Below are 21,156 nucleotides of genomic sequence, written 5' to 3'. Positions count from 1 at the left end.
GTGGTGCTGTCTTGTAGGATGACCCTTTTAAAATGGCTGAAAAGATTGCTCGGACGTCTGTATCTGTAGCAGAGACCCTGCAGCAGCACATGCTCCAGAAGTGCTTTGGCAAAAGCTACAGATGATGGCCCCAAACGATCAAATACTGCTTGTTTGCTTACAGGGGTTCCGCTAAGCTGGCTAATCTGRAAAGCCCATTGACTGAATGTGTTTTGYATTTGAGAACAGCTTAACACAAAGCCCATAACAAAATCCATCGGAGAAATCTTCTTTGCACTGCGCTGAAGAAAACCACTGCTTCGAGCTATWGTATCAATGGTTGATCCATTAAAAAAAATATCAAATCTTTTCTTTATTTTAGAGTTGAAAAAGCGGCTTGTAGACATTGTCAAATGTGTTTAGAACTACAAGTTGCTTTTTCCCTTTTAAATAATAATCACAGACTTTTCAACCTTTGTCAATATCATTAACTTGACGCTAATGCGATTCATCGGGATTAGGGTGACGCCCAAATCAATTGCAGTTAACAATTTTCAGTTAGCAGTTTTGCATTACAGTAAGTAAAACTTCTGCAATTATGACCGACATCATTTCGGTTATAAGTATTTAGCGCTATTTTTGCTAGTAAAGAGGTATAAGGTATAGGGTTTAAGGCATAAGGTTATGTCTTGATACTTGATACACAACACTCGATACTTATTAAACATGAAAATAGAACAAATATATACAGGTTGCCTGGCAGAAGCCGCTTATTACATCGAAAGTAATGGTGAGGCTGCAATTATTGATCCGCTACGAGAAGTTGGAACATATTTAAAGAAAGCTGAAAAAGCAGGGGCCACCATTAAATATATTTTTGAAACGCATTTTCATGCCGATTTTGTTTCCGGACACGTAGACCTGGCAGAGAAATCTGGTGCCAAAATTATCTATGGACCAACCGCTAAAACCGAATTTAAATCGCACATTGCTAAAGATGGCGAGCAGTTTAAAATCGGAAACGTAACCATTACCGCCTTACATACTCCTGGGCATACTTTAGAATCGACTACTTATCTACTAACTGATGAAGATGGAAAAGATCACTGCATTTTTAGTGGAGATACCTTGTTTATTGGTGATGTTGGCCGACCTGATTTAGCACAGAAAGGCAATTTAACGATGGAAGATTTAGCCGGAATGCTTTACGATTCGTTAAATGAAAAAATAAAGCCTTTAGCTGATGATGTAATTGTTTACCCGGCACATGGTGCAGGTTCTGCCTGTGGCAAAAGCATGAGCAAAGAAACTTTCGATACTTTGGGGCATCAGAAAGAAGTAAATTACGCTTTGAAAGCCAAAACAAAAGAACAGTTTGTTACAGAAGTAACAGATGGCATTTTGCCACCACCACAATATTTTGCTAAAAATGCTGCCATTAATAAAGGTGGGGTGGAAAGTATTGATGAGGTTTACGAGAAAGGATTAAATGCTTTAACACCTCAGCAGTTTGAAGATACTGCAAACCAAACAGGGGCGATTATGCTCGATACCCGCGATCCGCAGGTTTTTGCCATAGGTTTTATCCCAAATTCGATCAATATTGGCCTTAATGGACAGTTTGCACCTTGGGTTGGTGCTTTGATTACTGATTTACAGCAACCAATTTTACTGATTACAGATCAAGGTAAGGAAGAAGAAACCATTACCCGCTTAACCCGTGTAGGATACGATAGTACGATTGGTTATTTAGATGGTGGTTTTGAAAGTTGGATAGATGCTGGTAAGGAAATCGATACTATTGAATCAATCTCTGCAGAGGCATTTGAAACAGCTAGTCTTAACGGAGAAATTACAGCACTTGATGTACGCAAACCAGGTGAATATGAATCAGAACATCTGGAATTTACGCTGAGCCGTCCGTTAGATTTTATTAACGACTGGACTGGCGAAATCAATTCAAAATCTACCTATTATATTCACTGTGCAGGTGGCTACCGCTCGATGATTGCAGCTTCCATATTAAAATCGCGTGGAGTTGAAAATGTGATTGATGTTGCAGGCGGTTACGGCGCAATTAAAAATACCGGTTTAAAAAGAACCGATTTCGCCTGCCCAAGCAAAGCGATGAAAGTTTAATAAAAAGCAATTGTCACATTGAGCTTCCCGATGAATCGGGACATGTAGTCGAAATGCAATTAAGGTTCTTCGACAGGCTCAGAATGACAACCTAAGATATAACCATTTGGCAAATCAAAATCATTACGACGTATTAATTATCGGTGCAGGCCCGATTGGGATGGCTTGTGCAATTGAAGCCCAAAAAGCAAATCTAAGCTATGTAATTGTAGAAAAAGGTGCTTTGGTGAACAGTTTGTTCAATTATCCGGTGTTTATGACCTTCTTTTCTACTTCTCAAAAGTTAGAAATTGGAGGAGTTCCCTTCGTAACCATCAGTCCGAAACCTAACAGAAATGAAGCGGTTGAATATTACCGTCGCGTGGCCGAAAAATTTGATTTAAATATCCATCTTTTTGAAAGCGTAAAACAAGTTGTTAAAAAGGAACATGATGTTTTCGAAATCAATACCACTAAAACCAATTATACGGCCAATAATGTAATTGTGGCTACTGGTTTTTATGATGTGCCATTGTTGATGAATGTTCCAGGAGAGGATTTACCAAAAGTAACGCATTATTATAAAGACCCGCATTTATATGCATTTCAAAATGTGGTAGTGGTTGGCGCCAATAACTCGGGCGTAGATGCTGCTTTAGAAACGTATCGGAAAGGTGCAAATGTAACCATGGTTGTTCGTAGTAACGATCTTGGTCCTCATGTTAAATATTGGGTGCGTCCGGATATCCAGAACAGGATTAAAGAGGGAGAAGTTAAAGCACTTTTTAACTCCGAGTTGATTGAAATAAGAGAAGGTGAAGTAGATATTAAAACACCCGAAGGAATAAAAACAATACCGAACGATTTTGTAATTGCTATGACCGGTTACCAACCAGATTTCGGAATGCTCAGGAAATTCGGCATCGAACTGCCCGAAACACTTTGCCCGGTCTATAACGAGGAAACCATGGAAACCAATGTAAAAGGTTTGTATCTGGCGGGTGTAGTTTGTGGTGGATTGGATACACACAAACTTTTTATCGAAAACTCAAGGGTGCACGCCGAAATGATCGTGAAGAATATTCTGAGTTAAATTTCTTACGAAGTTTAGCCAGGGGATAAGCGATGTCAAAATCCAAAATCTACACACCTGAGTTCGATTAATATTATTCGTAGTAATTTATTTTAGCTTGTTTGCCTGATGCGATCGTCATGCTGAACTTGTTTCAGCATCTATTTAGTAGTAAATAGTCTGATCTGAATTAAATCAGGAAGTGGTAATGATTATTGTTCTAAATATTTTTGCAACTCATATTTATCTCCAGAATATGATTCCACTAATTTTTGAACATTTTGAAATATTTTTTTTGCTGGTTCTTCATGATCATGGATTAATCTGAATACGTTCCCCCTTTTGTTAACGGCAATATAGTTTCCATCCTCCATATCTATAATTGTATAATAATATTTTTCGTCGAGCTCAATTTCTATAGTATCTTCAATTTCTAATAAGTTTTTTTGCTCTTCGCTAACATTAGAAAGGATTTTTTTAAGTTTTTTTTCTTCAGTGTTTTTTAAGATGAAATCTTCTTTATTCAAGTTATTAATTCTGAGTTCTGATAATTCATACTCACTTCTTAGTGTTGTGTTAAGTGGTAGGAAGATATCTTGAATGAGATTATAGGAAATTGTTAATCTTATTGGAATATAAGTTCCTGTTTGTTTGTTTAACACTTCAACCCCTGTTAAAAAGAAATGTTTTTTATGTTTCGCTCTGTTTCGCTCATAATAGAAATTATCCGTGCTTTGATGTAAAATATATATTGTTTTATTTGCAAGCTGCCCTGCTGTGCTGAATGTCCAATACAGATAATTGTCTGCTATCTCAGGGAAATCGTTTGCTAACAACATTACAATATTTTCTTCCAATTTTTGTATGTCTTTCTTAAATCTTCGCGCCTTTAAAAAGTTGATTATCATTTCTCTGGCTTAATGATTAACAGGAATCTTCAAAGTACTCCACACAAAACTTTCAATAGCCGCATTTACACTCGGCAAATCCTTCGAAGTAATATATGATCCCATTACGTGATTTCCAGCGTTGGGGATAGCTACTTTTCTTTTTAAGTTATTCGGTGTACCCAGTTCATCGAACATTTTCAACATCGCATCTACACGAACTACCGGATCTTGCTCAAGTTCATTTTTGTAATAATAGAGCATTAAAACGGGTTGTTTTACCTTTTGAAAAGTTGTTTTTACCATACTGCTCTCAATAAACTCTTCCAGTTCTACTAATGATTCGAGTCGGTAATTGGTATACCAGTATTTTTTATATTCGTCGGTGCGGTCGTCTACTTTGCGTTCATCGCCACCCACCACTTTTCTGGCAATCTGTAACCCCCAGGGGTTATTCAAAAGCCAGGCATTTTTATCGTTAATGGCCACATTTGGCGACAATAAAATTAAACTGTTGATCTCAGGATAGGTGGCCGCTAATTTTAACGCTACGGTTCCACCTGTAGAAGTACCCACTAAAATTACCTTTTTGCCTAATTTTTTACCGATGGCATAAGCCTGTTTACTGGTTTCCCAAAGGCGGTCGGCGGTAAAATATTGCATAGGCGTAAGTGTATCAATGCCATGGTCGGCCAAACGCGCTAAATATAAATTGGCATTAAGTTCTTTTGCTAAATTTAGGTAAACGGGGTTTCCTTCTGTTTTTGATGCCGAAAAACCATGCAGGTAAACAATGGCATACTCGGTTTGCTTGTGGAGGGGATCGGCCCAGATGATTTCGGCTTCGTTACCTGGTTTTATTTTGTGCATCGATTCGATACTGGCCACATAATGGTCTAAATCTTCCAAATCGGGAACCTGGGTTAGTTCTTTATTGTAAGTCGGCTTTTTGGGTTTTGGCCCCAATAAATAGCCTGCAACAATTAATGCCGAAAGGCCGATAATTACTTTGTAGCGTTTTTTCATATGAGGCAAGAATATTGGTTTAAATGTAAAATTTGAATTTAAATAAAGCTAATTTTAGATGAATTAATTATCGCTTTGGGGATATTTTTACTTGCACTGACCCATAATATTAAACCTGATCGCGCCAAATAGCCCACAGCCCGAAGCATGAGGGCGGGGACTATGGGCAATAGCAGGAGCAAAGATGTTAAAGATTAAGCTATTGCTTTTCGAATCCTTAATAATCCGATTGCATATTACCTTTTTATGGGAAATTAGCTTAAGTTTGCAATCAAAATTTTTCGACTTAATGCCGGGAATCGAACAGATAAAAACACCTATTGCTGCTGATATTAAAGCGTTTGAAAAAACCTTTAAAGAATCTATGCATAGCGACGCACCGTTGCTGGATAGGATTACCCATTATATTGTAAAGCAAAAAGGCAAACAAATGCGGCCGATGTTCGTGTTTTTTGCGGCTAAACTATGCGGTGGAATTACAGACTCAACCCATCGTGGAGCTGCTTTGGTAGAGCTTTTACATACGGCTACTTTAGTGCATGACGATGTGGTAGATAATGCTTATGAGCGCCGTGGTTTTTTCTCTATCAATGCTTTATGGAAAAACAAAATTGCCGTTCTGGTTGGCGATTACCTGTTGGCTAAAGGATTATTGCTTTCGGTAAACAATAACGAACACCGTTTGTTACAGATTGTATCGGAAGCAGTAAAACAGATGAGTGAGGGCGAACTGTTGCAGGTAGAAAAGGTAAGGAGGATGGATATTTCGGAAGATTTATATTTTGATGTGATCCGGCAGAAAACGGCTTCTTTAATTGCTTCTTGTTGCGCTGCGGGAGCTGCTTCGGCAGGCGCTGCTGATGAAACGATAGAAAAAATGCGCTTATTTGGTGAAAAAGTAGGGATTGCCTTTCAGATTAAAGACGATACTTTCGATTTCGGTACTGATGATGTAGGCAAACCTTTAGGTATTGATATTAAAGAGAAGAAAGTAACACTGCCTTTAATTTATGCGCTGAATAAAGCCGAAAAAACAGAACGTAAAAAAATAATTAACCTGGTAAAAAACCACCAGGACGATCCGGTTAAAATTCAGCAGATTATAGATTTCGTAAATGCCCACGAAGGTGTGTATTACGCGAACCAGAAAATGCTGGAGTACCAGAAAGAAGCATTTGATATTTTGCACAGTTTTGAGGCAGGCGAAGCACGAACTGGTTTAGAACAACTTGTACTGTACACCACTGAACGTAAAAAATAATGGGTAACGAATTACTTTTTAGCTTAGGTTTTCTTCTTTTTATTGCGTTGATTCTTGCTTTAGATCTTGGTCTTTTTAGCAGAAAAGAACATGTGGTGAGCTTAAAACAAGCTGGGGTAATGAGTTTGATCATGGTGGCTTTGGCTATTGGTTTTTACTTTATATTGTTAATTGAAGGGCATCAGCTCCATGGAATAAAAGATTTTGCACACCTGCAAGAAATTGTAACGCGACACCAGCACCACATTAAACTAATTCCTAATGATTTTGAAGGAAGTTTAGGGATATATAAACAAAACCTTGGGCTTGAATTTTTAACCGGTTATGTAATTGAATATGCACTTTCTGTAGATAATATTTTTGTAATTGTACTCATTTTTTCTGCCTTTGCCGTTGAAGAAAAATATTATCACCGTGTATTGTTCTGGGGCATTTTGGGTGCCATTATCATGCGTTTCATCTTCATTTTTGTTGGTGCAGCATTGATTGCAAAATTTGCCTGGATACTCTATTTGTTTGGCGCTTTCCTTGTTTTTACTGGGGTAAAAATGTTCTTTAGCAAAGATGAAGATGATAAGATTGATCCGGAAAATCATCCGGTGGTTAAATGGGCCTCGAAAATATTTTCTATTCATCCAAAGTATGAGGGTAAAAAATTCTTCGTAAAAATTAACCATAAAACACTGGTAACACCTTTGTTTTTGGTGCTGCTGATTGTTGAGTTTACCGATCTTTTATTCGCTGTCGATTCTATCCCAGCTATTTTTGCAGTAACAAAAGATCCTTACATTGTATTTTTCTCAAATATTTTTGCCATCATGGGTTTACGTTCCATGTTCTTCCTTTTGGTGAATATCATCCATAAATTCCACTATTTAAAAACAGGATTAGCCATATTATTGGCCTTTATCGGTATAAAAATGCTGGGCCATACTTATCTCGAGAAATGGGGCTTCACTACTGAGCATTCACTTATCATCATATTGAGTATTTTGGTGATGAGCATTGTGGCTTCATTGGTTTTTCCGAAGAAAAAGGCGCATGTGCAGCCGTAAAATATTTTTGACCACTTAAGCCAGCTGCGTTTTTGTCATTCTGGGCGCAGTGAAGAATCTTCGGCTGCAACGGCCAAGTGTGTCTAGGTTGCAGATGCTTCGTGTCTCAGCATGACAACATGGTGTAGGTAGCTGGTTTTAAAGCAAAATATACGTTACAGCTAGTAATCTCTGACTAAAATTTGTACTTTCAGCAACTAAACTATTATTCCTAATGAAATATCTTTTCGCTGCAGCGCTTCTTTGCACCACTTTATTTGTAAATGCCCAGGATAAATTCGGTGATGTTTTTGCCAAAATCAATGCCGATGTACAGCAGAATTCAAAAGCTTATCAAACACTTAAATATGAAACCGAAACTATCGGTCATCGTTTAACGGGTTCTACAAACGGCGCAAAAGCAGAGCAGTATGCTTTCGATTTACTAAAGTCATATGGTTGTGAAGTGAAGTTTCAACCTTTCGAAGTAGAAAGCTGGGCAAGAAAAACAATCAGTGTAGAAACTGGTACTGATAAAAACAGTCTGACGAAAATGAAGGCTGTTACTTTAGCTCATTCGCCGGTTAGTGCGGATGTTACTGGCAATATTGTAGATGCTGGTAATGGGCTTGAAGCAGATTATCAAGTCAATCCTGAGAAGTTTAAAGGTAAAATTGCACTGATTTATCTTGGTGTATTGCCAGGATCTCCGGCTGGAACAAAGTCATTACACCGCTCAGAAAAAACTGCCATTGCCACAAAATACGGCGCAATTGGGGTGATCATCATCAATACGGTAAAAGGTGGCGTGCTTTTAACCGGAACGGCTTCGGTAACGGGTAAGTTGATCTCAATTCCTGCAATTTGTATTGGATTGGAAGACGGTACAGCTTTAAAGGAAAAAATTAAATCACAACCGCAGATCGCACACGTTGCCATGACCAATTTCTCGGGTTTGATTAAAGCGAGAAACGTAGTGGCTACTTTTAAAGGAACTGAATTGCCTAAGGATAAAATTGTAGTGGGTGGACATTTAGATAGCTGGGACTTAGCAACTGGTGCAATCGACAATGGAATTGGCTCTTTCGCCATTATGGATATGGCACGTACCTTTAAAAAACTGAATTTAAAAACCAAACGTACCGTAGAGTTTGTACTGTTTATGGGAGAGGAGCAAGGTTTATTGGGGTCTAAAGCATACATCGATCAGGCTAAGAAAGATAAAACATTAAACCAGGTAAAGTTTATGCTGAACTACGACATGACCAATGATCCGAAAGGTTTTTCTACTTCAAGAGCAGAAATGAAAGATTTGTTTACGGCCTGGGGAGCTGATATTGTAAAAATTGATAGCGGTTTCAAAAATCTGTTTAATGCAGGCGCAGGTTTGCATAGCGATCATCAACCTTTTATGTTAGAAGGTATTCCTACCGGTGGTGGTTTTGGTGGTAAACTGCCAAACAATTCTGGTCCATTTTATCACTCAGATGGCGATAGTTTTAAACTGGTTGACGAGCAGGAGCTTAAAAATACTGTACGTTACAGCGCCATGTTAACTTACGCTTTAGCCAATACACCGAAAATTCCTGTTGGTGTTCAGGGCGAAGAAGAATTAAGGGTTTTCTTAGAATCGCAAAACCTAAAGGAGCCTTTGAGTATTGCCGGTGAGTGGAGGTGGAAGTAATGATTTGATGGATTTCTAGCCTTTTCCCTTCGGGGTTGATTGCACGGATGTTGCCTGCGGGTTGATTACACAGATGTAGGAATTACACAGATTTTTACGTAGTTAACTTACCTAAGATAAATCGTCATTTCGACCGTAGTGTTCCACAGGAACTCCTTCGGAGGAGAAATCTTTGTGAGACACCTAAAGAGCTTTACAACGAAAGCCACTTAAATGTTACACATCTATCTTTTAGCGAGCGTGAGCAACAAAGTGTAGGTTAATTTGATATTAATGTATTGTGATTTTTATTCCTGTAAGTGTTAAATCTGGGCTTTGTTTTTGACGATGTGGTTGTTAATCATATATTTGTTTTAGTCCCAAACAAAAAATCTGAGTAAAAATGAACAGAAAACGGAACAAAACAACCGTAATTTTTGTAAATAAGAATCAAAATTCAAGCAAACCCATTCAAGTTCCAACAGGATACATTGTACATTGGAAAAAGTATATTTTAGGTGTTTTAGGGTTATTCTTAATACTTATATCCAGCATATTTTACCTGATCCGCAGTAATTCGAATGTAGAATTGGCCAAGAGTAAACTCGAACTGGCGCTTTTAAAAAGTAAAGACAAACTATCTGTTATCGACACTTCTTCCCTAAAAAAACACTATCAATCAATAGATAAAAAACTGCTTACTATTAATAAATATCTAAAAGCAAGAGGGTTAAAGCCAATTTTAACGGGTAATGAAGGTGGAGAGCAAAGTGATGATATTTTATCGGTGGAGGAGATTGGAGAATTTTACGACAACTATCTGAGTAAAATTGCCTATAACGTGGCTTATACGCCTATGGGTTATCCACATTTAGGTACAATCACGTCAGGGTATGGGCACCGCGAAAATCCTTTTAGCGGTGAAAATGTGGAGACACATAAAGGACTCGATATCAGGGCCAATTATGGCGACATTGTCAAATGTACAGCGAACGGTAAGGTGATTTTTGCAGGAAGGCGTGGTGGTTATGGCAATTGCATTGTAATCAAACACGGTAATGGTTTTGAAACCTACTATGGTCACCTTTCTAAAATTTTGGTAAAGGTAAATGAGGATGTTATTGCCGGCAACAATATTGGCAAAGCGGGCTCAACCGGGCGGTCTACCGGTCCTCATTTACATTATGAAGTGCATAAAAATGGTAAAGTTATAAATCCAAGATCCTTTTTAACCTTATAAGAAACATGTTCAAGAAAAACAATCAGATTAAAGACTTAAATCAGCAAGAAATTTCTACGCTAATTGGCCTCGGGTTTACCATTACCGGCGAGCTAAAAGGGAAAGCAGTAGTAAGGATCGATGGAACTGTAATTGGGAACGTAAATGTTGAAGGCGGTATTGTTCTAGGTGAAAAAGGGATGATTAAAGGTGACATTCAAACAGGTTCAGCCATTATTTATGGAACCGTTAACGGAAATGTAAAAACCCAAAACCTCGAAATAAAAAAGACAGGTAAAGTTAATGGCGATATTAAAACAGATGCCCTCGAAATCGAACTCGGTGCACAATATAACGGAAAACTCGAAATGCACCAATCGGGCAAAACAGAAGATAAAGTAGCCGTAAAAGCGTAGGCCTCATCTATTGGTTGGTGTCTCACCAACCAACATAATCAAACTCAGCATTAACCACTAATGTAGCTTTCCAATTGCGAAATGGTCTGTTTTTGGTCTGCAATGATAAACTTTACCACATCACCTATCGAAACCATTCCTTTTACTTCGTCGTTTTCTACAACTGGTAAATGGCGGATATGTTTATCGGTCATCAACTCCATGCAATAATCGATACTGTCGCTTAAACTAATGGTGATCGGACTGGCCGTCATTGCTTCTTTAATCAAAGTATCTTTTGATGATTTACCCTGAAGGATGATTTTTCTGGCATAATCGCGTTCCGTAAAAATGCCATGTAGCCGAGCGTTCTCCATGACCAATACCGCGCTGATGTTCTTTTCTGTCATTACTTTTAAGGCATCTAAAACAGAAATATTTTCTGATACCGAGATAATCCGTATCTGTTTGGTATCTAGTAAATGTTTTACGCTTTTCATAAAACTTAATTTGGTTATAACAATTTAAGAAATAATTAACTGTAAATCAAAGTTTTATTTTAGGTTGTTCTCAGCTTTACAAACGGAGCACAGTTTTATGTGAATCTAAACCTGACAGGAATGGCAGCCTCCGTCCCGATTTTACATCGGGATTTATCGGAGCTATAGTGGATGGCAGGACCGAAGCTGAGCTAAGAACTATAGGACTTGCTTTTCAAAAAATAGCTAAGACATGAAGATTAGAGCTTGTGGTGAAAAAATAAAAGTACTATTTTACAATCTGTAAACCTGCTTGTACTTTTAATTATTTGGCTTTCACAAAGGGATGTGGTAACTTTGCATTTCATTTTAAAACAAATAATTATGTCATCAGTAGGCTCGTAAGGCCTATTTAGGCATAAACTTAGAGTCATAAAGACTTTTTAATTTTTATATAATCAATATCAATTTCTTGCTTCACGACAAGAAATTTTACTGTTTTATAAAATAGTTTGCACGCAGGTTTGCTCATATTTTATATACAGCCAGAGAAATGAATGTAAAAAAATTATTAGTATTATGGCAACATGTAATCTTTATCACGACAAGCGCCGTACGAGAAACGACGGCTTATTTCCCATCAAATTTCGTGTAACATACGAGCGAAAATCAAAGTATATCGATACTGGTTTCTATGTCGATGAAGCTGACTTCCAAAAAATTCGTACAGGCAATCGCATTGATCCGAAATTAAAGCGCTACAGAGATAAACTTATCGAGCTTGTAAAAAAAGCTGAAGATATCATCGAAGGATTGGAATGCTTCAGTTTTGAGGTTTTCGTAAGGAGGCTCAAAAACTCTGGAGACAGAAATGACCTCATCAATTTGATAAAGGAGAAGGTTATGGCGCTTGAGGAAGAAGAATGCTATGCAAATGCCCGACTGTATAGACAGGCGGCGGTGCTGCTTGAGAAATTCAATCTTGAGCGATTCAAAACCGACAAACTTTTGCTTAGAAATCTTACACCCGATTTTCTCAGAGCATTTCAAAAATGGGCGCTGACCACAAACTATATCGTTGACAAGAAGAAAACAGCGCAACCAAGAACTTATTCTGTAACGACAATTGGTATGTATCTGATTAGGATCAAGGCAATAGTGAACGCCTGTGTAGACTCAGGCGAATTGCACCAGGCAAGGAATCCTTTTGGGAGAAAAAAATTCACTATACCAAAATCGAGGGTGTCAAAAAGACCTTTGGAGTTAAGCGAAATAAGACTACTCGCCAATTACGAAACAGAAGATAAAAGGGAGCAGTTCGCAAGGGATTTGTTCATTTTTTCCTATCTGGCTAACGGAATGAATTTCTACGATATCTTCAAACTGAAGTGGTCAGATATAAAAGGGGAAGAGTTTAATTTTGTTAGGCAGAAAACATTTTCTAAGCTTCCCGACAAACGGATCAGGGTATTCTTGAATGATAAGCTGCTTTCCATTATTAAAAGGCATGGCAAAGATAGGGAAGAAAAAGGATACATATTTGATGTTGTACCTTGGGGCGCCAGTAAGATGGAGGAGCAAAAGCGGATCCGGACAACTATCGCTATTGTAAATCCACAGTTAAAAAAAATAGCGACGACGATTGGAATAAACCCCGATATCAGCACCTATTATGCCAGACATTCATTTGCCACCATTATGCATGAACTTGGAGCATCACTTATTACACTCAAAAATGTTATTGGTCATGAGGACATTAAGTCGACACAGGTTTATATAGGGTATGATAAAAAGGAAAGACTGATCGAACTTCAGAATAGATTACTGGAAGAATAAAATAAAATCAAATGATAAATAGAACATTATGGAAGAGATAATAGTAACCACTAAAATCCAGCTCAAGGCACTTATTGTCGAGTCGATTCAAGATGCGCTTAATGAGCTTGGGATAACGCAGAGACCTGGCCAAGTAAAATACCTTACGAAAGAAGAAGCTGCGGCGTTTATCCGGAAATCTCCGGGAGCTTTAAGAAACTTGGTATTTCTTAGAAAAATCCCATCGATCAAAAGGGGAACAAGACTAGTCTTTAAGGAGGAGGATCTCATTGCCTTTTTAGAAGGCGGACGGAGAGAAATAGTTAATAGAGAAATAGATGATAAAAAGGAGGAGCTGCCGAAATTTTTTAGGTAATTAATTCATATTTTGAAGAATAAGGCCACTGAGAACTTGCAGTTGTGATAGTTTCGAGCTAAATGGAAGGTAAATACACCCAATTGTAGCTTGGATATTCATAGAATCAGGCCCGGGTATTTTCGATCAGAGATTGTTTCCAATGGGAATTCCTATTTTAGTAGGATATGAAAGATGCTAACAGCCTCAAAATATCAAACCAGATAGGCCCCATTGCTCAGGGTACAGGGTTTTTGCCCTTTGGACCTGTGGCGGCCAGAGGAAGCTACTTGAAAATTGAATTTGAAGGAATTGCTGGTGTAAAAGCAAGGGAAATTTCCCTAAAACTTGTCTGGTTGAATCTGCCAACAAATTTTGGGGTGTACTTCCAGGGTTATCAGCCTAAAAATGCGATAAGTAACCATTCTTTTTATGTGGATTTCTATTGGAACTCTGGAGCAGACTTATATCTATTTAATGACCGTCCGCTGGAGCTTTTCACTGAAGACACGGAGGGATCCCTTCAACATGAAAGAGTTTTCGATCTTATTATCGATCCGAAATGGATTTATTCTAATAATTGTTCGATAAAGATGGCTCTTGTTGGCAGCGAGTTTGCATTTGGTCATGCTGTATACGCGGAAATAATGCTAAAGGCGGCTCTATGTGCGGCAAACGGCGAGCAGACTGAACTTCCAAACCCGCCTTTTACTCCAAAAGTGAAGAAGCTAAGCCTATCATTAAACTAGTCTACCAACATTTCACCTCGTAGTCCTCTAGGAATGTGCAGGAACTTCAACAAGTGGGCCGATTACAGCAGCAAATGACTGTCCTGAATTGATCCAAAAAGCTCCAATGGCAACTGCGCAACATGAATATGCGGAACTGGAATATGGCGAACTTTTATTTTTATCTTGCATATATTTTAATTACGCTTTCAAATAATGCCCAATGAGAGAAATCTATTATAATTCTGACATCACGCCCAAGTCTGCTAACGAGATTAAACTGCTTGCACTTTATTACGATAAAATCAATATTGTAAATGATGCAGTCTACACGCCAAAGTTTGTTAAGAAAGGAGAAAAGGTTGAGTTTGAAGAAGTAAAAGACATGCAGTTCATCCCTAAATCGTTTCGGGAGGATTATAAGCTGCTGATCGATCATGGAATGATCAATATCACCAAACGGGATGAAGCCAAGGCGGATAAGTACGATGAAATGTTTTCCAAAAGTATTAGCGAGCTGGTAAATGGGGAGGATGATTATATCTATCCGCTCCATCCAACGGACCCAAGGGCAAAGATTGTTACCGAGGAGGTATATGAAATCATGAAACACATGCTTGGCTTTAAATGGGGTGACCCGATACAGGTACAGTACATGTGGTTCTACTATGCCTTTAAATTGAAGTGGTTTATCAAGCTTTTAATGGAAGGGCAGACCTGTATTACCAGTAGCAATAACCTCAATCACCTGTTTACCACCTTTGTTAGCAATACGGAAAAGTTAGACTTTGTTGCTGGCAGAGCGGGATACTCCAAATCCCTGGCATTTGATGCCCTGAAGATCGGTCTGCCCAATCCTGATGTGCTCAATCTTAAAGACATTCTCGAAATGAAACTCAAACTCAAAGATGAACTTGGACTTTTTCATCAAACCGTTAATTCCATAGAGGTAAAAAACAAAGAGCTGTTTGGTACAAACATCAAACAGGATGAATACCAGGCATTGTTTTTCTCGGAGATACAAAAGCCACTTTTGGATCTGGAAACCAAAATGAAGAATCTTAAAAGCAAAACCTTTAGGCAGTTCGTAGACAAAATGAAGGATTATAAAACCTATGTGCCGCTGGTAGGGACTGTTGTGGCGAGCATACCCATGCAGTATGCCGTACTGGCTTCCTTAAGTATGACTGTGGGGCAATCTTATCTGGAATACAAAGAAGAGCACAGGGAAATCAGCAACAATGGACTGTATTTTTTATTAAAATTGAAGTAATATTGGTCATTTCATTTTCCTCAATCAAAATCACTATTTGCTAAACATTTTTTCTATTAAATACAATCTATGGCCAAAGCCCTTACCTATAAAAATACGAAAACTTCAGTCATTGGACAGAGCTTTTTTTTACATGAAGATTATCCCAGGGGCTTTGCCTATGAAGGTGAAACCCATTTTATACATTATTATGGGCTTGGACATGGCTTCCGTAACGTGCCACTTAGGCTCACCGTAATCGAAAAAAAGTCTGGCTCACTGGAAGATTGGGTTAAACGTGAATTTGGTGCTGAAGATATTGAAGAAATGGAAACCGAAGTTGGCGTTATTGTAAAAGGGGTTTGGCGCCCTTCGCTTTATTCTTATCAGGATATTTATAAAACCCTTGATGTAACTGAACAGGAAATGAGGCTTTCCGAAAATGCACTGCGCCTGCTTATAAACAAGCTTGATGATATTTTTCTCTATATTGAGCCTTGTGCTGCCTCACGAGATGTATATAGCCATAAAACCAGGGAGCTGCTCATCCTGGCTTGTACAGAGTTGGAGAATTTTTGGCAATACTATGCCGAAAAATCTGGGTTATCTGGAAGCGGAAAGAGATTGACCACGAATGACTATGCCAAGCTTTGTGGGCCTTTACACTTAAAGGAATATCAGTTTACATTGAATACCTACGCTGGTCTTCCGCCAATAAGACCATTTGAACATTGGGATACTGTTAAGCCAACAGCTTCGCTTTCCTGGTATGATGCCTACAATAAAACCAAGCATGACCGGGAAAAATACTTTTCGCAGGCCACTTTATTTCACTGCATCAATGCTGTAGTCGCCTGTTTGGTCATGCATTGTGTGAAATTCAGTCCTTACCAGATGTTCGCGCAGACAAACGCCTTTTCATCTATTATAAACCAACATTTTAAAGGAGGCTTGGTCGAGGTTGACTACCGAAACTTCTATCTTTTTCAGGTAAACCCTGAGCATGAGAAACTGGGCAATTATCTTAGCTTAGGTTCTATAGACGGTGATGCCAGTTTTCTGTTCAAAGCATTGGATTTTACGATTTAAATTTCTATCGAAGAAAATGAACGACCAGCCTGTCGCACTATGCAATAATAATAATTGTTTTGATTTGGTGGGCATTTCGCTAATAGTGGTTCTCCATCAGTTTTGGTGAAACTAAAACATCGTAAGGAAAAAACTGGAAAATTTTGTATAAATCGCAACTGTATGCGATTGACCCATATAAAAATAAATATTATGCCCGGGATAAAAATTATAAGAATCGGAGACCTGGTTTAAATAGACCAGATTTGTTTTTATCAGGATCCTTTTATCAAGGGTTTAATGTTGTAGTTCAGAATTACACATACTCAATTGATAGTACCGATAGTAAAGCGTCTAAACTTAAAAATAAATACGGCGATGATATTTCGGGCTAACCGCTGCAAGCAAAACAACCTATGCTAAAGGTGTTTTATACGATCTTATTAAAAGATACATAACACAGAAAACTGGATTAAGATTTAAGTAAATAATCAATTTAACCGGACATCCGTTATTATTTTCTTATAGCTCCAAAATAATGCTTGAACACAATATAAATTGTAGCGGATAAAAAACTTTCTATTGCACCAAATTTCCATAGATCGAATTGCGTTTGAGCATCAATCCATTTAAATAGTATTATCCACCATCCTGCCAGGGCACTTAGTCCAAACAGCACTTTCATGATCATATTTAAAATTGTCTCGACTACTTTAGATTGATCTGGTGTCATTATGGTTTTAAAGCGTAAAAAGTGATTGTTTTCAACTCATTTTTCGAAAATTCGAATTGATTTCGTTCCAATATCTCGCAATTTTTACAAGAAATAATATCTGGTAATTGATTGGTGTTTTCTACAGAAATTATTATTCTTTCACAATCATTATTTTTACATTCAACACCAATTTTTTTAATAAAAATACCTTCGATCACAGCCATTTCACAAAATAGCTTTGCAGCAAAGTGCGGAATGTTATAAATACTTCTAACATTCTCAACGTAAATTCTTTGCGGATTCAGCTGATTAATCAACCTTACTTTATTCGCAAAAAATCTTCCTATGCTGGATTTCTCAATTGTTAGAAAGAATTTTGTTAATGACATTTTTGGTTTGATCTAAGTCGTCAGGATAAATTGAAATTGTAATTGTTCCCTTTGTGGGATCTGCGCTGAAGTGACTGTTTATATTTTCTGTGTCCTTAATATTCTTAAATATGGTCCTACCAAGCGGCGCTTTTATTAGTTCCTTATATAAATCTGGGTATTTTTCTTTCAGAGTATATTCTTCGTCCATACTTTCGGTCGCCGTAGAACTACTCTTTTTCCATTTAGCATATTTTGAATCTACCGAATCATCGTGCCATAGCGATTTTATGCCTTTGTTAAAATCTAACGCTTCAACCTGGTAAAATGTTTCAAGATTAGCTATTAACAAAGATACAAAATAATCTTCTCCCTCTATTTTTTTTGACTCGTAAACCTTTCTCCCTGGAAAATAACTTTCCAAATTTTTCTCCATAATTGTAGATTGGATTATTACAGAGGTTCCCTTAATAGTCAGCGTAGTAGGTTGATAAAATCCCAAACTTGTCTCAGCGTATGGATCGCCGAGGGTTACATCATAATCAACAGTTGGAAGAAAGCTGAAAACGTACCCACCATCTTGTATTATTTCAGATTCCGCATCAAAAGGAACCGCATTCAAGTTAAAGCCGGCCCTATTAAATGCAGCATTTATTTTATATAGGTAAACATGCTGCTTCGTATAATTATGATTTTCAATGGCAAATTGCCGGATAGCTAAAGCAGGTTGATTTATCGGTATTTCCTCTATAATTTCTGCTTGTGTAGTTCCTTCGGGATCGAAAACTTCTTTTACAATCTTTACAGGGTAAAGTTTTAGTAGTCTTTTGTATAAGTCTGATTGAGAATTCATTAATTTAAATTTCTACAATAGTATATAAAAAAAGAATATTATACTAATAGAGAAGATTATTTCAAAAACGGTCACCATCGATAAATTGTCGTTTAAACGGTAACTTCTTGATAAACAATTGAATAAAATACTTTTGAAAAATTGGGTTACCTTTTGGTTTTTTTGGTATTAATTTGTTGGCGAATTAACGTCTTTAAATTTTAAACCAAAAAATTAACTGAATTGAGAGGGCTAGTATACCCTATTTTATGACTGAAGTGAGATTTAACCGTGCTACCGGACTGCAAAACTAAAAATAGTTTTGGTAATACCAAAACTAATTGCATTAAATTTTACTTCTTTTAAGAATACATTATTGCGCAAGGTGCGCTTAGTGATAACATTTAAAAAAAAGTAAAGTAAAAACAAATGAGTTATATTTATACAGTATCAGACTTATTCTATAAAGATTATAGTATCAAAGCAGTGTTAGGCGATAACCCGCATATAACAGATAAACGTGACAGTGGAAAGTTCAATAGGTTTGAACGTTATGAGGTTCTGGATTTAATAAATGCCGTTGCGAGGCATCAGAACTTTACAACGAAAAAACAATCCAGACTAATTGAATTGTTGATAAGAGTTGACTTACCCACCCAATTTGCTTACGATAGGGCTGGAGCATTAAGTTGGTTGGTATTTAACTATAAAGATTTTCATATAGTTCCAGAACACCCAGCTGCTAAAGTTTAACAATAATGGGGAGGTTTATCGCCTCCCTATTTGTGTATTTCAACAAAAGTGGATCTTCGTCACTTTTGTTGAAGAATTTCCGGTGTTCTTGAAGATAATCCAACAGAAGAAAATCCTAATAATATGAATTTCAAACTTTGGGGAATAAATCATGATGAGGGTGATTTCGTTGAAGATCAGCTTGGGTTTTTAATAAACGTTGGTTTTTTATTAGATGTTGGGCAAATTTATCCGGATATGGGTTAGATACTGGATTAATTAAAACATGGCCCCAATAACAATCAGTGGGGCCATGCTATATACTATAAATAATATGGAAAATTGAATTGTCAAGTTAATTTTTACAACCTTTTATAACACGTTCATAAAATTTTTGGTAACTGTCACTCATTGATATGTCGATTCTCTTTATGAGCACAGTTTGCATTTGCGTAAACTTTTGTGGTAACCTAAATACATTTAAATCTTTAAAGTGGTAGTTTTTTTAGTTAATGCTATGTGGTTGTGTATTTCAACAAAAGTGGTTCTTCCCCAATTTTGGTGGTCAATCCGGTGCTAACACCAGTCTTTTCCTGAGTAAATCGAAGCTTGCCCTTCCGTACATTTGACGTTTAATAGTCTTGAAGATCAGACAATAACCCTGTGGCGAAACTTTTCAACTCTCCAATAACCGAATGGTTAGCTTCTATAATCCACGCCTTCAATTCACTGCCTGTCTTAGTTTCAATCAATCCTCGGAATTTTTTTACCAATGACATCGTACGTTTTAATTCAGCTGATGATTGGCATAATCTGGATATAAGCTTTTTTTGTGTGCTGCTAATTTTACTTTCAGGAGCTAAAAATGCCATGGCGGCGGCTGAGGGCTTAAAGAAAGAACCTGCATGCTGTGGGAGTCTTGTTTGCCTTGCCTTTTTTCCTACCCTGATATTATAGTAGGTCAGTGATTCAGATAATGTGCTATACGCTCCGGGATATCCTTTTTGCTTCAGTTCTGTCCAAAGCGTTTTCAGATGAATATTAGGGTCTGCTTCCATTCGTTCTTTGATGTATTCAAAATGAGGCTCTATCATTCCCCTTTCTCCATAGGACTTCCGCATCAGCACATCCATCGACAGGTATTTCCTGACGGTATCCCTATGCATTCCTAAGGATTTTGCAATTGCGTTCTTGGACAACCCTTTAGCTTGTAGTTTCTTCATCTCATCAAATCGCTGCTTAATAACACCGGTTGTAGCGGCCAGCTTCTTCCCCGCAGGAAAATCTTTTGGAACCACTAGTGGTTCATCAACTGTTTTAGGAGCCACTGCTCTACTGAGTCTGGTGTACTCGCGCACCATTATTCTTTTAACGGCTTCCCCAAGATTCTTTAGCAAATGCCAACGATCCGTGACCTGTATAGCCTGGGGAGCCCCTTTTGTCGCTGCCCGCATATATTTACCGTAACGGTCCCGTGTAATTACCTCTATTGCAGGCTGTCCCTGCAACCAACTGACCAATGTTTTTTCCTCCCGGTCTGGCAGTAGATCGATTACTTTTCCGGTATCCAGGTTTACCAGGATACTACCATATCTATCGCGCTTTTTATATGCCCAGTCATCTACCCCTACAGCTTTAAGCGGCCCTAATGGCGGCAAGGGAGCTTTATGGATCAATCTTAGTAAAGTAGAATCACTCACGGGCATGGATAATGTATTGCAAATGCGCTCAGCGGGTCTGCCACCCATTTCCAAGGCGGTGGTTAATAATTTCTCATCCAATCTTTTTGTCCGCCGCTTACATGGTTCGAAATGGTCATCAAAACGTTCTGTGAAGATCTTTCTTTTACATTCAGTTCTAAGGCATCGGTATTTTCTGGATTGCAGGTATATATTACATGATTTCCCAAACGTAGGCAGGTCACGGAACTTTCTTAAATAATAGCTATGAAGCTTCTTTGACGGACTTAGGCAATCCGGACAACGGCAGATCCTTTGTCTGCTCTGTACATAGATATTAACAAAGTCGGCCTGGTTATCCACTGAAACTACTTTAAAGGGATCAATTGATGAGAAAATCAGTTTGGTAAGATTCATTATTTCTTAACGAATAACAACCAGACTTATCATGGAAAACCACCAAAATTGGGGAAGAACCA

Annotated in this window: 22 protein-coding genes; 14 read left to right on the top strand and 8 right to left on the bottom strand. The window is 37.8% G+C overall.

Going from position 1 to position 21,156, the window contains the following annotated elements:
• Positions 1-386, bottom strand: a 386-nt coding sequence (locus tag EYS08_RS26220; protein ID WP_208745949.1) for a hypothetical protein, incomplete at its 3' end; no start/stop codon positions are given.
• 319 nt (positions 387-705) lie between these two features.
• Here EYS08_RS26220 and EYS08_RS24990 point away from each other — a divergent pair.
• The gene (locus tag EYS08_RS24990) at positions 706-2,118 is read left to right on the top strand and encodes an MBL fold metallo-hydrolase (protein ID WP_131032622.1); all 1,413 of its coding nucleotides are present in this window, start codon (positions 706-708) and stop codon (positions 2,116-2,118) included.
• Positions 2,119-2,224: 106 nt separating this feature from the next.
• Positions 2,225-3,190, top strand: coding sequence for a YpdA family putative bacillithiol disulfide reductase (locus tag EYS08_RS24985; protein ID WP_131032621.1), 966 nt, complete (start codon positions 2,225-2,227; stop codon positions 3,188-3,190).
• A gap of 191 nt (positions 3,191-3,381) precedes the next feature.
• Here EYS08_RS24985 and EYS08_RS24980 read toward each other — a convergent pair whose 3' ends face one another.
• Positions 3,382-4,077 carry a hypothetical protein gene (locus EYS08_RS24980; RefSeq protein ID WP_131032620.1) on the bottom strand — a complete coding sequence of 232 codons (696 nt, stop codon included), beginning with the start codon at positions 4,075-4,077 and terminating at the stop codon, positions 3,382-3,384.
• 9 nt (positions 4,078-4,086) lie between these two features.
• Positions 4,087-5,082, bottom strand: coding sequence for an alpha/beta hydrolase (locus EYS08_RS24975; RefSeq protein WP_131032619.1), 996 nt, complete (start codon positions 5,080-5,082; stop codon positions 4,087-4,089).
• A 289-nt stretch (positions 5,083-5,371) separates the two neighbouring features.
• Between EYS08_RS24975 and EYS08_RS24970 the strand changes: the two genes are divergently transcribed.
• From EYS08_RS24970 to EYS08_RS24950, 5 genes are all read left to right on the top strand, one after another.
• On the top strand, positions 5,372-6,343 hold the full coding sequence (locus tag EYS08_RS24970) for a polyprenyl synthetase family protein (protein ID WP_131032618.1): 972 nt from the start codon (positions 5,372-5,374) through the stop codon (positions 6,341-6,343).
• On the top strand, positions 6,343-7,398 hold the full coding sequence (locus tag EYS08_RS24965) for a TerC family protein (RefSeq protein ID WP_131032617.1): 1,056 nt from the start codon (positions 6,343-6,345) through the stop codon (positions 7,396-7,398). The genes EYS08_RS24970 and EYS08_RS24965 overlap by 1 nt, the downstream gene beginning before the upstream one ends.
• A 214-nt stretch (positions 7,399-7,612) precedes the next feature.
• The gene (locus EYS08_RS24960; protein WP_131032616.1) at positions 7,613-9,061 is read left to right on the top strand and encodes a M20/M25/M40 family metallo-hydrolase; all 1,449 of its coding nucleotides are present in this window, start codon (positions 7,613-7,615) and stop codon (positions 9,059-9,061) included.
• A 382-nt stretch (positions 9,062-9,443) separates the two neighbouring features.
• Positions 9,444-10,280 (top strand): M23 family metallopeptidase, encoded by an 837-nt coding sequence (locus EYS08_RS24955; protein ID WP_131032615.1) that lies wholly within the window; start codon positions 9,444-9,446, stop codon positions 10,278-10,280.
• Positions 10,281-10,285: 5 nt separating this feature from the next.
• Entirely contained in the window at positions 10,286-10,675 is a 390-nt protein-coding gene (locus EYS08_RS24950; protein WP_131032614.1) for a bactofilin family protein, read from the top strand.
• A gap of 50 nt (positions 10,676-10,725) precedes the next feature.
• Here the strand turns inward: EYS08_RS24950 and EYS08_RS24945 are convergent, their stop codons facing one another.
• A complete protein-coding gene (locus tag EYS08_RS24945; protein ID WP_131032613.1) occupies positions 10,726-11,154 on the bottom strand; it encodes a CBS domain-containing protein in 429 nt (142 codons plus the stop codon).
• Positions 11,155-11,712: 558 nt separating this feature from the next.
• Here EYS08_RS24945 and EYS08_RS24940 point away from each other — a divergent pair.
• The 5 genes from EYS08_RS24940 (at position 11,713) to EYS08_RS24920 (ending at position 16,372) form a co-directional block, all read left to right on the top strand.
• Entirely contained in the window at positions 11,713-12,969 is a 1,257-nt protein-coding gene (locus EYS08_RS24940) for a tyrosine-type recombinase/integrase (protein WP_131032612.1), read from the top strand.
• A gap of 28 nt (positions 12,970-12,997) precedes the next feature.
• Positions 12,998-13,324, top strand: coding sequence for a helix-turn-helix domain-containing protein (locus EYS08_RS24935; RefSeq protein ID WP_131032611.1), 327 nt, complete (start codon positions 12,998-13,000; stop codon positions 13,322-13,324).
• A gap of 167 nt (positions 13,325-13,491) precedes the next feature.
• Positions 13,492-14,052 (top strand): hypothetical protein, encoded by a 561-nt coding sequence (locus tag EYS08_RS24930; protein ID WP_131032610.1) that lies wholly within the window; start codon positions 13,492-13,494, stop codon positions 14,050-14,052.
• Positions 14,053-14,254: 202 nt separating this feature from the next.
• Entirely contained in the window at positions 14,255-15,304 is a 1,050-nt protein-coding gene (locus EYS08_RS24925; RefSeq protein ID WP_131032609.1) for a hypothetical protein, read from the top strand.
• A gap of 69 nt (positions 15,305-15,373) precedes the next feature.
• Positions 15,374-16,372 (top strand): hypothetical protein, encoded by a 999-nt coding sequence (locus EYS08_RS24920; protein ID WP_131032608.1) that lies wholly within the window; start codon positions 15,374-15,376, stop codon positions 16,370-16,372.
• A 493-nt stretch (positions 16,373-16,865) separates the two neighbouring features.
• Here the strand turns inward: EYS08_RS24920 and EYS08_RS24915 are convergent, their stop codons facing one another.
• The 3 genes from EYS08_RS24915 to EYS08_RS24905 are packed head-to-tail and all read right to left on the bottom strand — an operon-like array spanning position 16,866 to position 18,287.
• The gene (locus EYS08_RS24915; protein WP_131032607.1) at positions 16,866-17,084 is read right to left on the bottom strand and encodes a hypothetical protein; all 219 of its coding nucleotides are present in this window, start codon (positions 17,082-17,084) and stop codon (positions 16,866-16,868) included.
• On the bottom strand, positions 17,084-17,455 hold the full coding sequence (locus EYS08_RS24910; RefSeq protein ID WP_131032606.1) for a hypothetical protein: 372 nt from the start codon (positions 17,453-17,455) through the stop codon (positions 17,084-17,086). The genes EYS08_RS24915 and EYS08_RS24910 overlap by 1 nt, the downstream gene beginning before the upstream one ends.
• The gene (locus EYS08_RS24905; protein WP_131032605.1) at positions 17,424-18,287 is read right to left on the bottom strand and encodes a hypothetical protein; all 864 of its coding nucleotides are present in this window, start codon (positions 18,285-18,287) and stop codon (positions 17,424-17,426) included. Before EYS08_RS24905 ends, EYS08_RS24910 begins: the two co-directional genes overlap by 32 nt.
• A 408-nt stretch (positions 18,288-18,695) precedes the next feature.
• Between EYS08_RS24905 and EYS08_RS24900 the strand changes: the two genes are divergently transcribed.
• On the top strand, positions 18,696-19,019 hold the full coding sequence (locus EYS08_RS24900) for a hypothetical protein (RefSeq protein ID WP_131032604.1): 324 nt from the start codon (positions 18,696-18,698) through the stop codon (positions 19,017-19,019).
• Positions 19,020-19,142: 123 nt separating this feature from the next.
• Positions 19,143-19,265: a hypothetical protein gene (locus tag EYS08_RS26505; RefSeq protein ID WP_262711753.1), complete on the top strand. Its 123-nt coding sequence runs from the start codon at positions 19,143-19,145 to the stop codon at positions 19,263-19,265.
• Between the two features lie 365 nt (positions 19,266-19,630).
• Here the strand turns inward: EYS08_RS26505 and EYS08_RS24890 are convergent, their stop codons facing one another.
• The gene (locus EYS08_RS24890; protein WP_131032603.1) at positions 19,631-21,094 is read right to left on the bottom strand and encodes an ISL3 family transposase; all 1,464 of its coding nucleotides are present in this window, start codon (positions 21,092-21,094) and stop codon (positions 19,631-19,633) included.
• Positions 21,095-21,156 lie beyond the last annotated feature (62 nt).

This window comes from Pedobacter kyonggii (assembly GCF_004310665.1).
GTDB classification, from domain to species: domain Bacteria; phylum Bacteroidota; class Bacteroidia; order Sphingobacteriales; family Sphingobacteriaceae; genus Pedobacter; species Pedobacter kyonggii.
The sequence above is the reverse complement of the archived record's forward strand: the minus strand, read 5'-3'. Positions and strand labels throughout refer to the sequence as shown.

What these genes read in the sequence shown, in the direction of transcription:
- EYS08_RS24990 (WP_131032622.1), top strand. Translation starts at nt 706, where the DNA reads ATGAAAATAGAACAAATATATACAGGTTGCCTGGCAGAAGCCGCTTAT.
- EYS08_RS24910 (WP_131032606.1), bottom strand. Translation starts at nt 17,455, where the DNA reads ATGTCATTAACAAAATTCTTTCTAACAATTGAGAAATCCAGCATAGGA.
- EYS08_RS24915 (WP_131032607.1), bottom strand. Translation starts at nt 17,084, where the DNA reads ATGACACCAGATCAATCTAAAGTAGTCGAGACAATTTTAAATATGATC.
- EYS08_RS24935 (WP_131032611.1), top strand. Translation starts at nt 12,998, where the DNA reads ATGGAAGAGATAATAGTAACCACTAAAATCCAGCTCAAGGCACTTATT.
- EYS08_RS24890 (WP_131032603.1), bottom strand. Translation starts at nt 21,094, where the DNA reads ATGAATCTTACCAAACTGATTTTCTCATCAATTGATCCCTTTAAAGTA.
- EYS08_RS24950 (WP_131032614.1), top strand. Translation starts at nt 10,286, where the DNA reads ATGTTCAAGAAAAACAATCAGATTAAAGACTTAAATCAGCAAGAAATT.
- EYS08_RS24925 (WP_131032609.1), top strand. Translation starts at nt 14,255, where the DNA reads ATGAGAGAAATCTATTATAATTCTGACATCACGCCCAAGTCTGCTAAC.
- EYS08_RS24940 (WP_131032612.1), top strand. Translation starts at nt 11,713, where the DNA reads ATGGCAACATGTAATCTTTATCACGACAAGCGCCGTACGAGAAACGAC.
- EYS08_RS26505 (WP_262711753.1), top strand. Translation starts at nt 19,143, where the DNA reads ATGAATTTCAAACTTTGGGGAATAAATCATGATGAGGGTGATTTCGTT.
- EYS08_RS24945 (WP_131032613.1), bottom strand. Translation starts at nt 11,154, where the DNA reads ATGAAAAGCGTAAAACATTTACTAGATACCAAACAGATACGGATTATC.
- EYS08_RS24970 (WP_131032618.1), top strand. Translation starts at nt 5,372, where the DNA reads ATGCCGGGAATCGAACAGATAAAAACACCTATTGCTGCTGATATTAAA.
- EYS08_RS24905 (WP_131032605.1), bottom strand. Translation starts at nt 18,287, where the DNA reads ATGAATTCTCAATCAGACTTATACAAAAGACTACTAAAACTTTACCCT.
- EYS08_RS24965 (WP_131032617.1), top strand. Translation starts at nt 6,343, where the DNA reads ATGGGTAACGAATTACTTTTTAGCTTAGGTTTTCTTCTTTTTATTGCG.
- EYS08_RS24960 (WP_131032616.1), top strand. Translation starts at nt 7,613, where the DNA reads ATGAAATATCTTTTCGCTGCAGCGCTTCTTTGCACCACTTTATTTGTA.
- EYS08_RS24930 (WP_131032610.1), top strand. Translation starts at nt 13,492, where the DNA reads ATGAAAGATGCTAACAGCCTCAAAATATCAAACCAGATAGGCCCCATT.
- EYS08_RS24955 (WP_131032615.1), top strand. Translation starts at nt 9,444, where the DNA reads ATGAACAGAAAACGGAACAAAACAACCGTAATTTTTGTAAATAAGAAT.
- EYS08_RS24975 (WP_131032619.1), bottom strand. Translation starts at nt 5,082, where the DNA reads ATGAAAAAACGCTACAAAGTAATTATCGGCCTTTCGGCATTAATTGTT.
- EYS08_RS24920 (WP_131032608.1), top strand. Translation starts at nt 15,374, where the DNA reads ATGGCCAAAGCCCTTACCTATAAAAATACGAAAACTTCAGTCATTGGA.
- EYS08_RS24900 (WP_131032604.1), top strand. Translation starts at nt 18,696, where the DNA reads ATGAGTTATATTTATACAGTATCAGACTTATTCTATAAAGATTATAGT.
- EYS08_RS24980 (WP_131032620.1), bottom strand. Translation starts at nt 4,077, where the DNA reads ATGATAATCAACTTTTTAAAGGCGCGAAGATTTAAGAAAGACATACAA.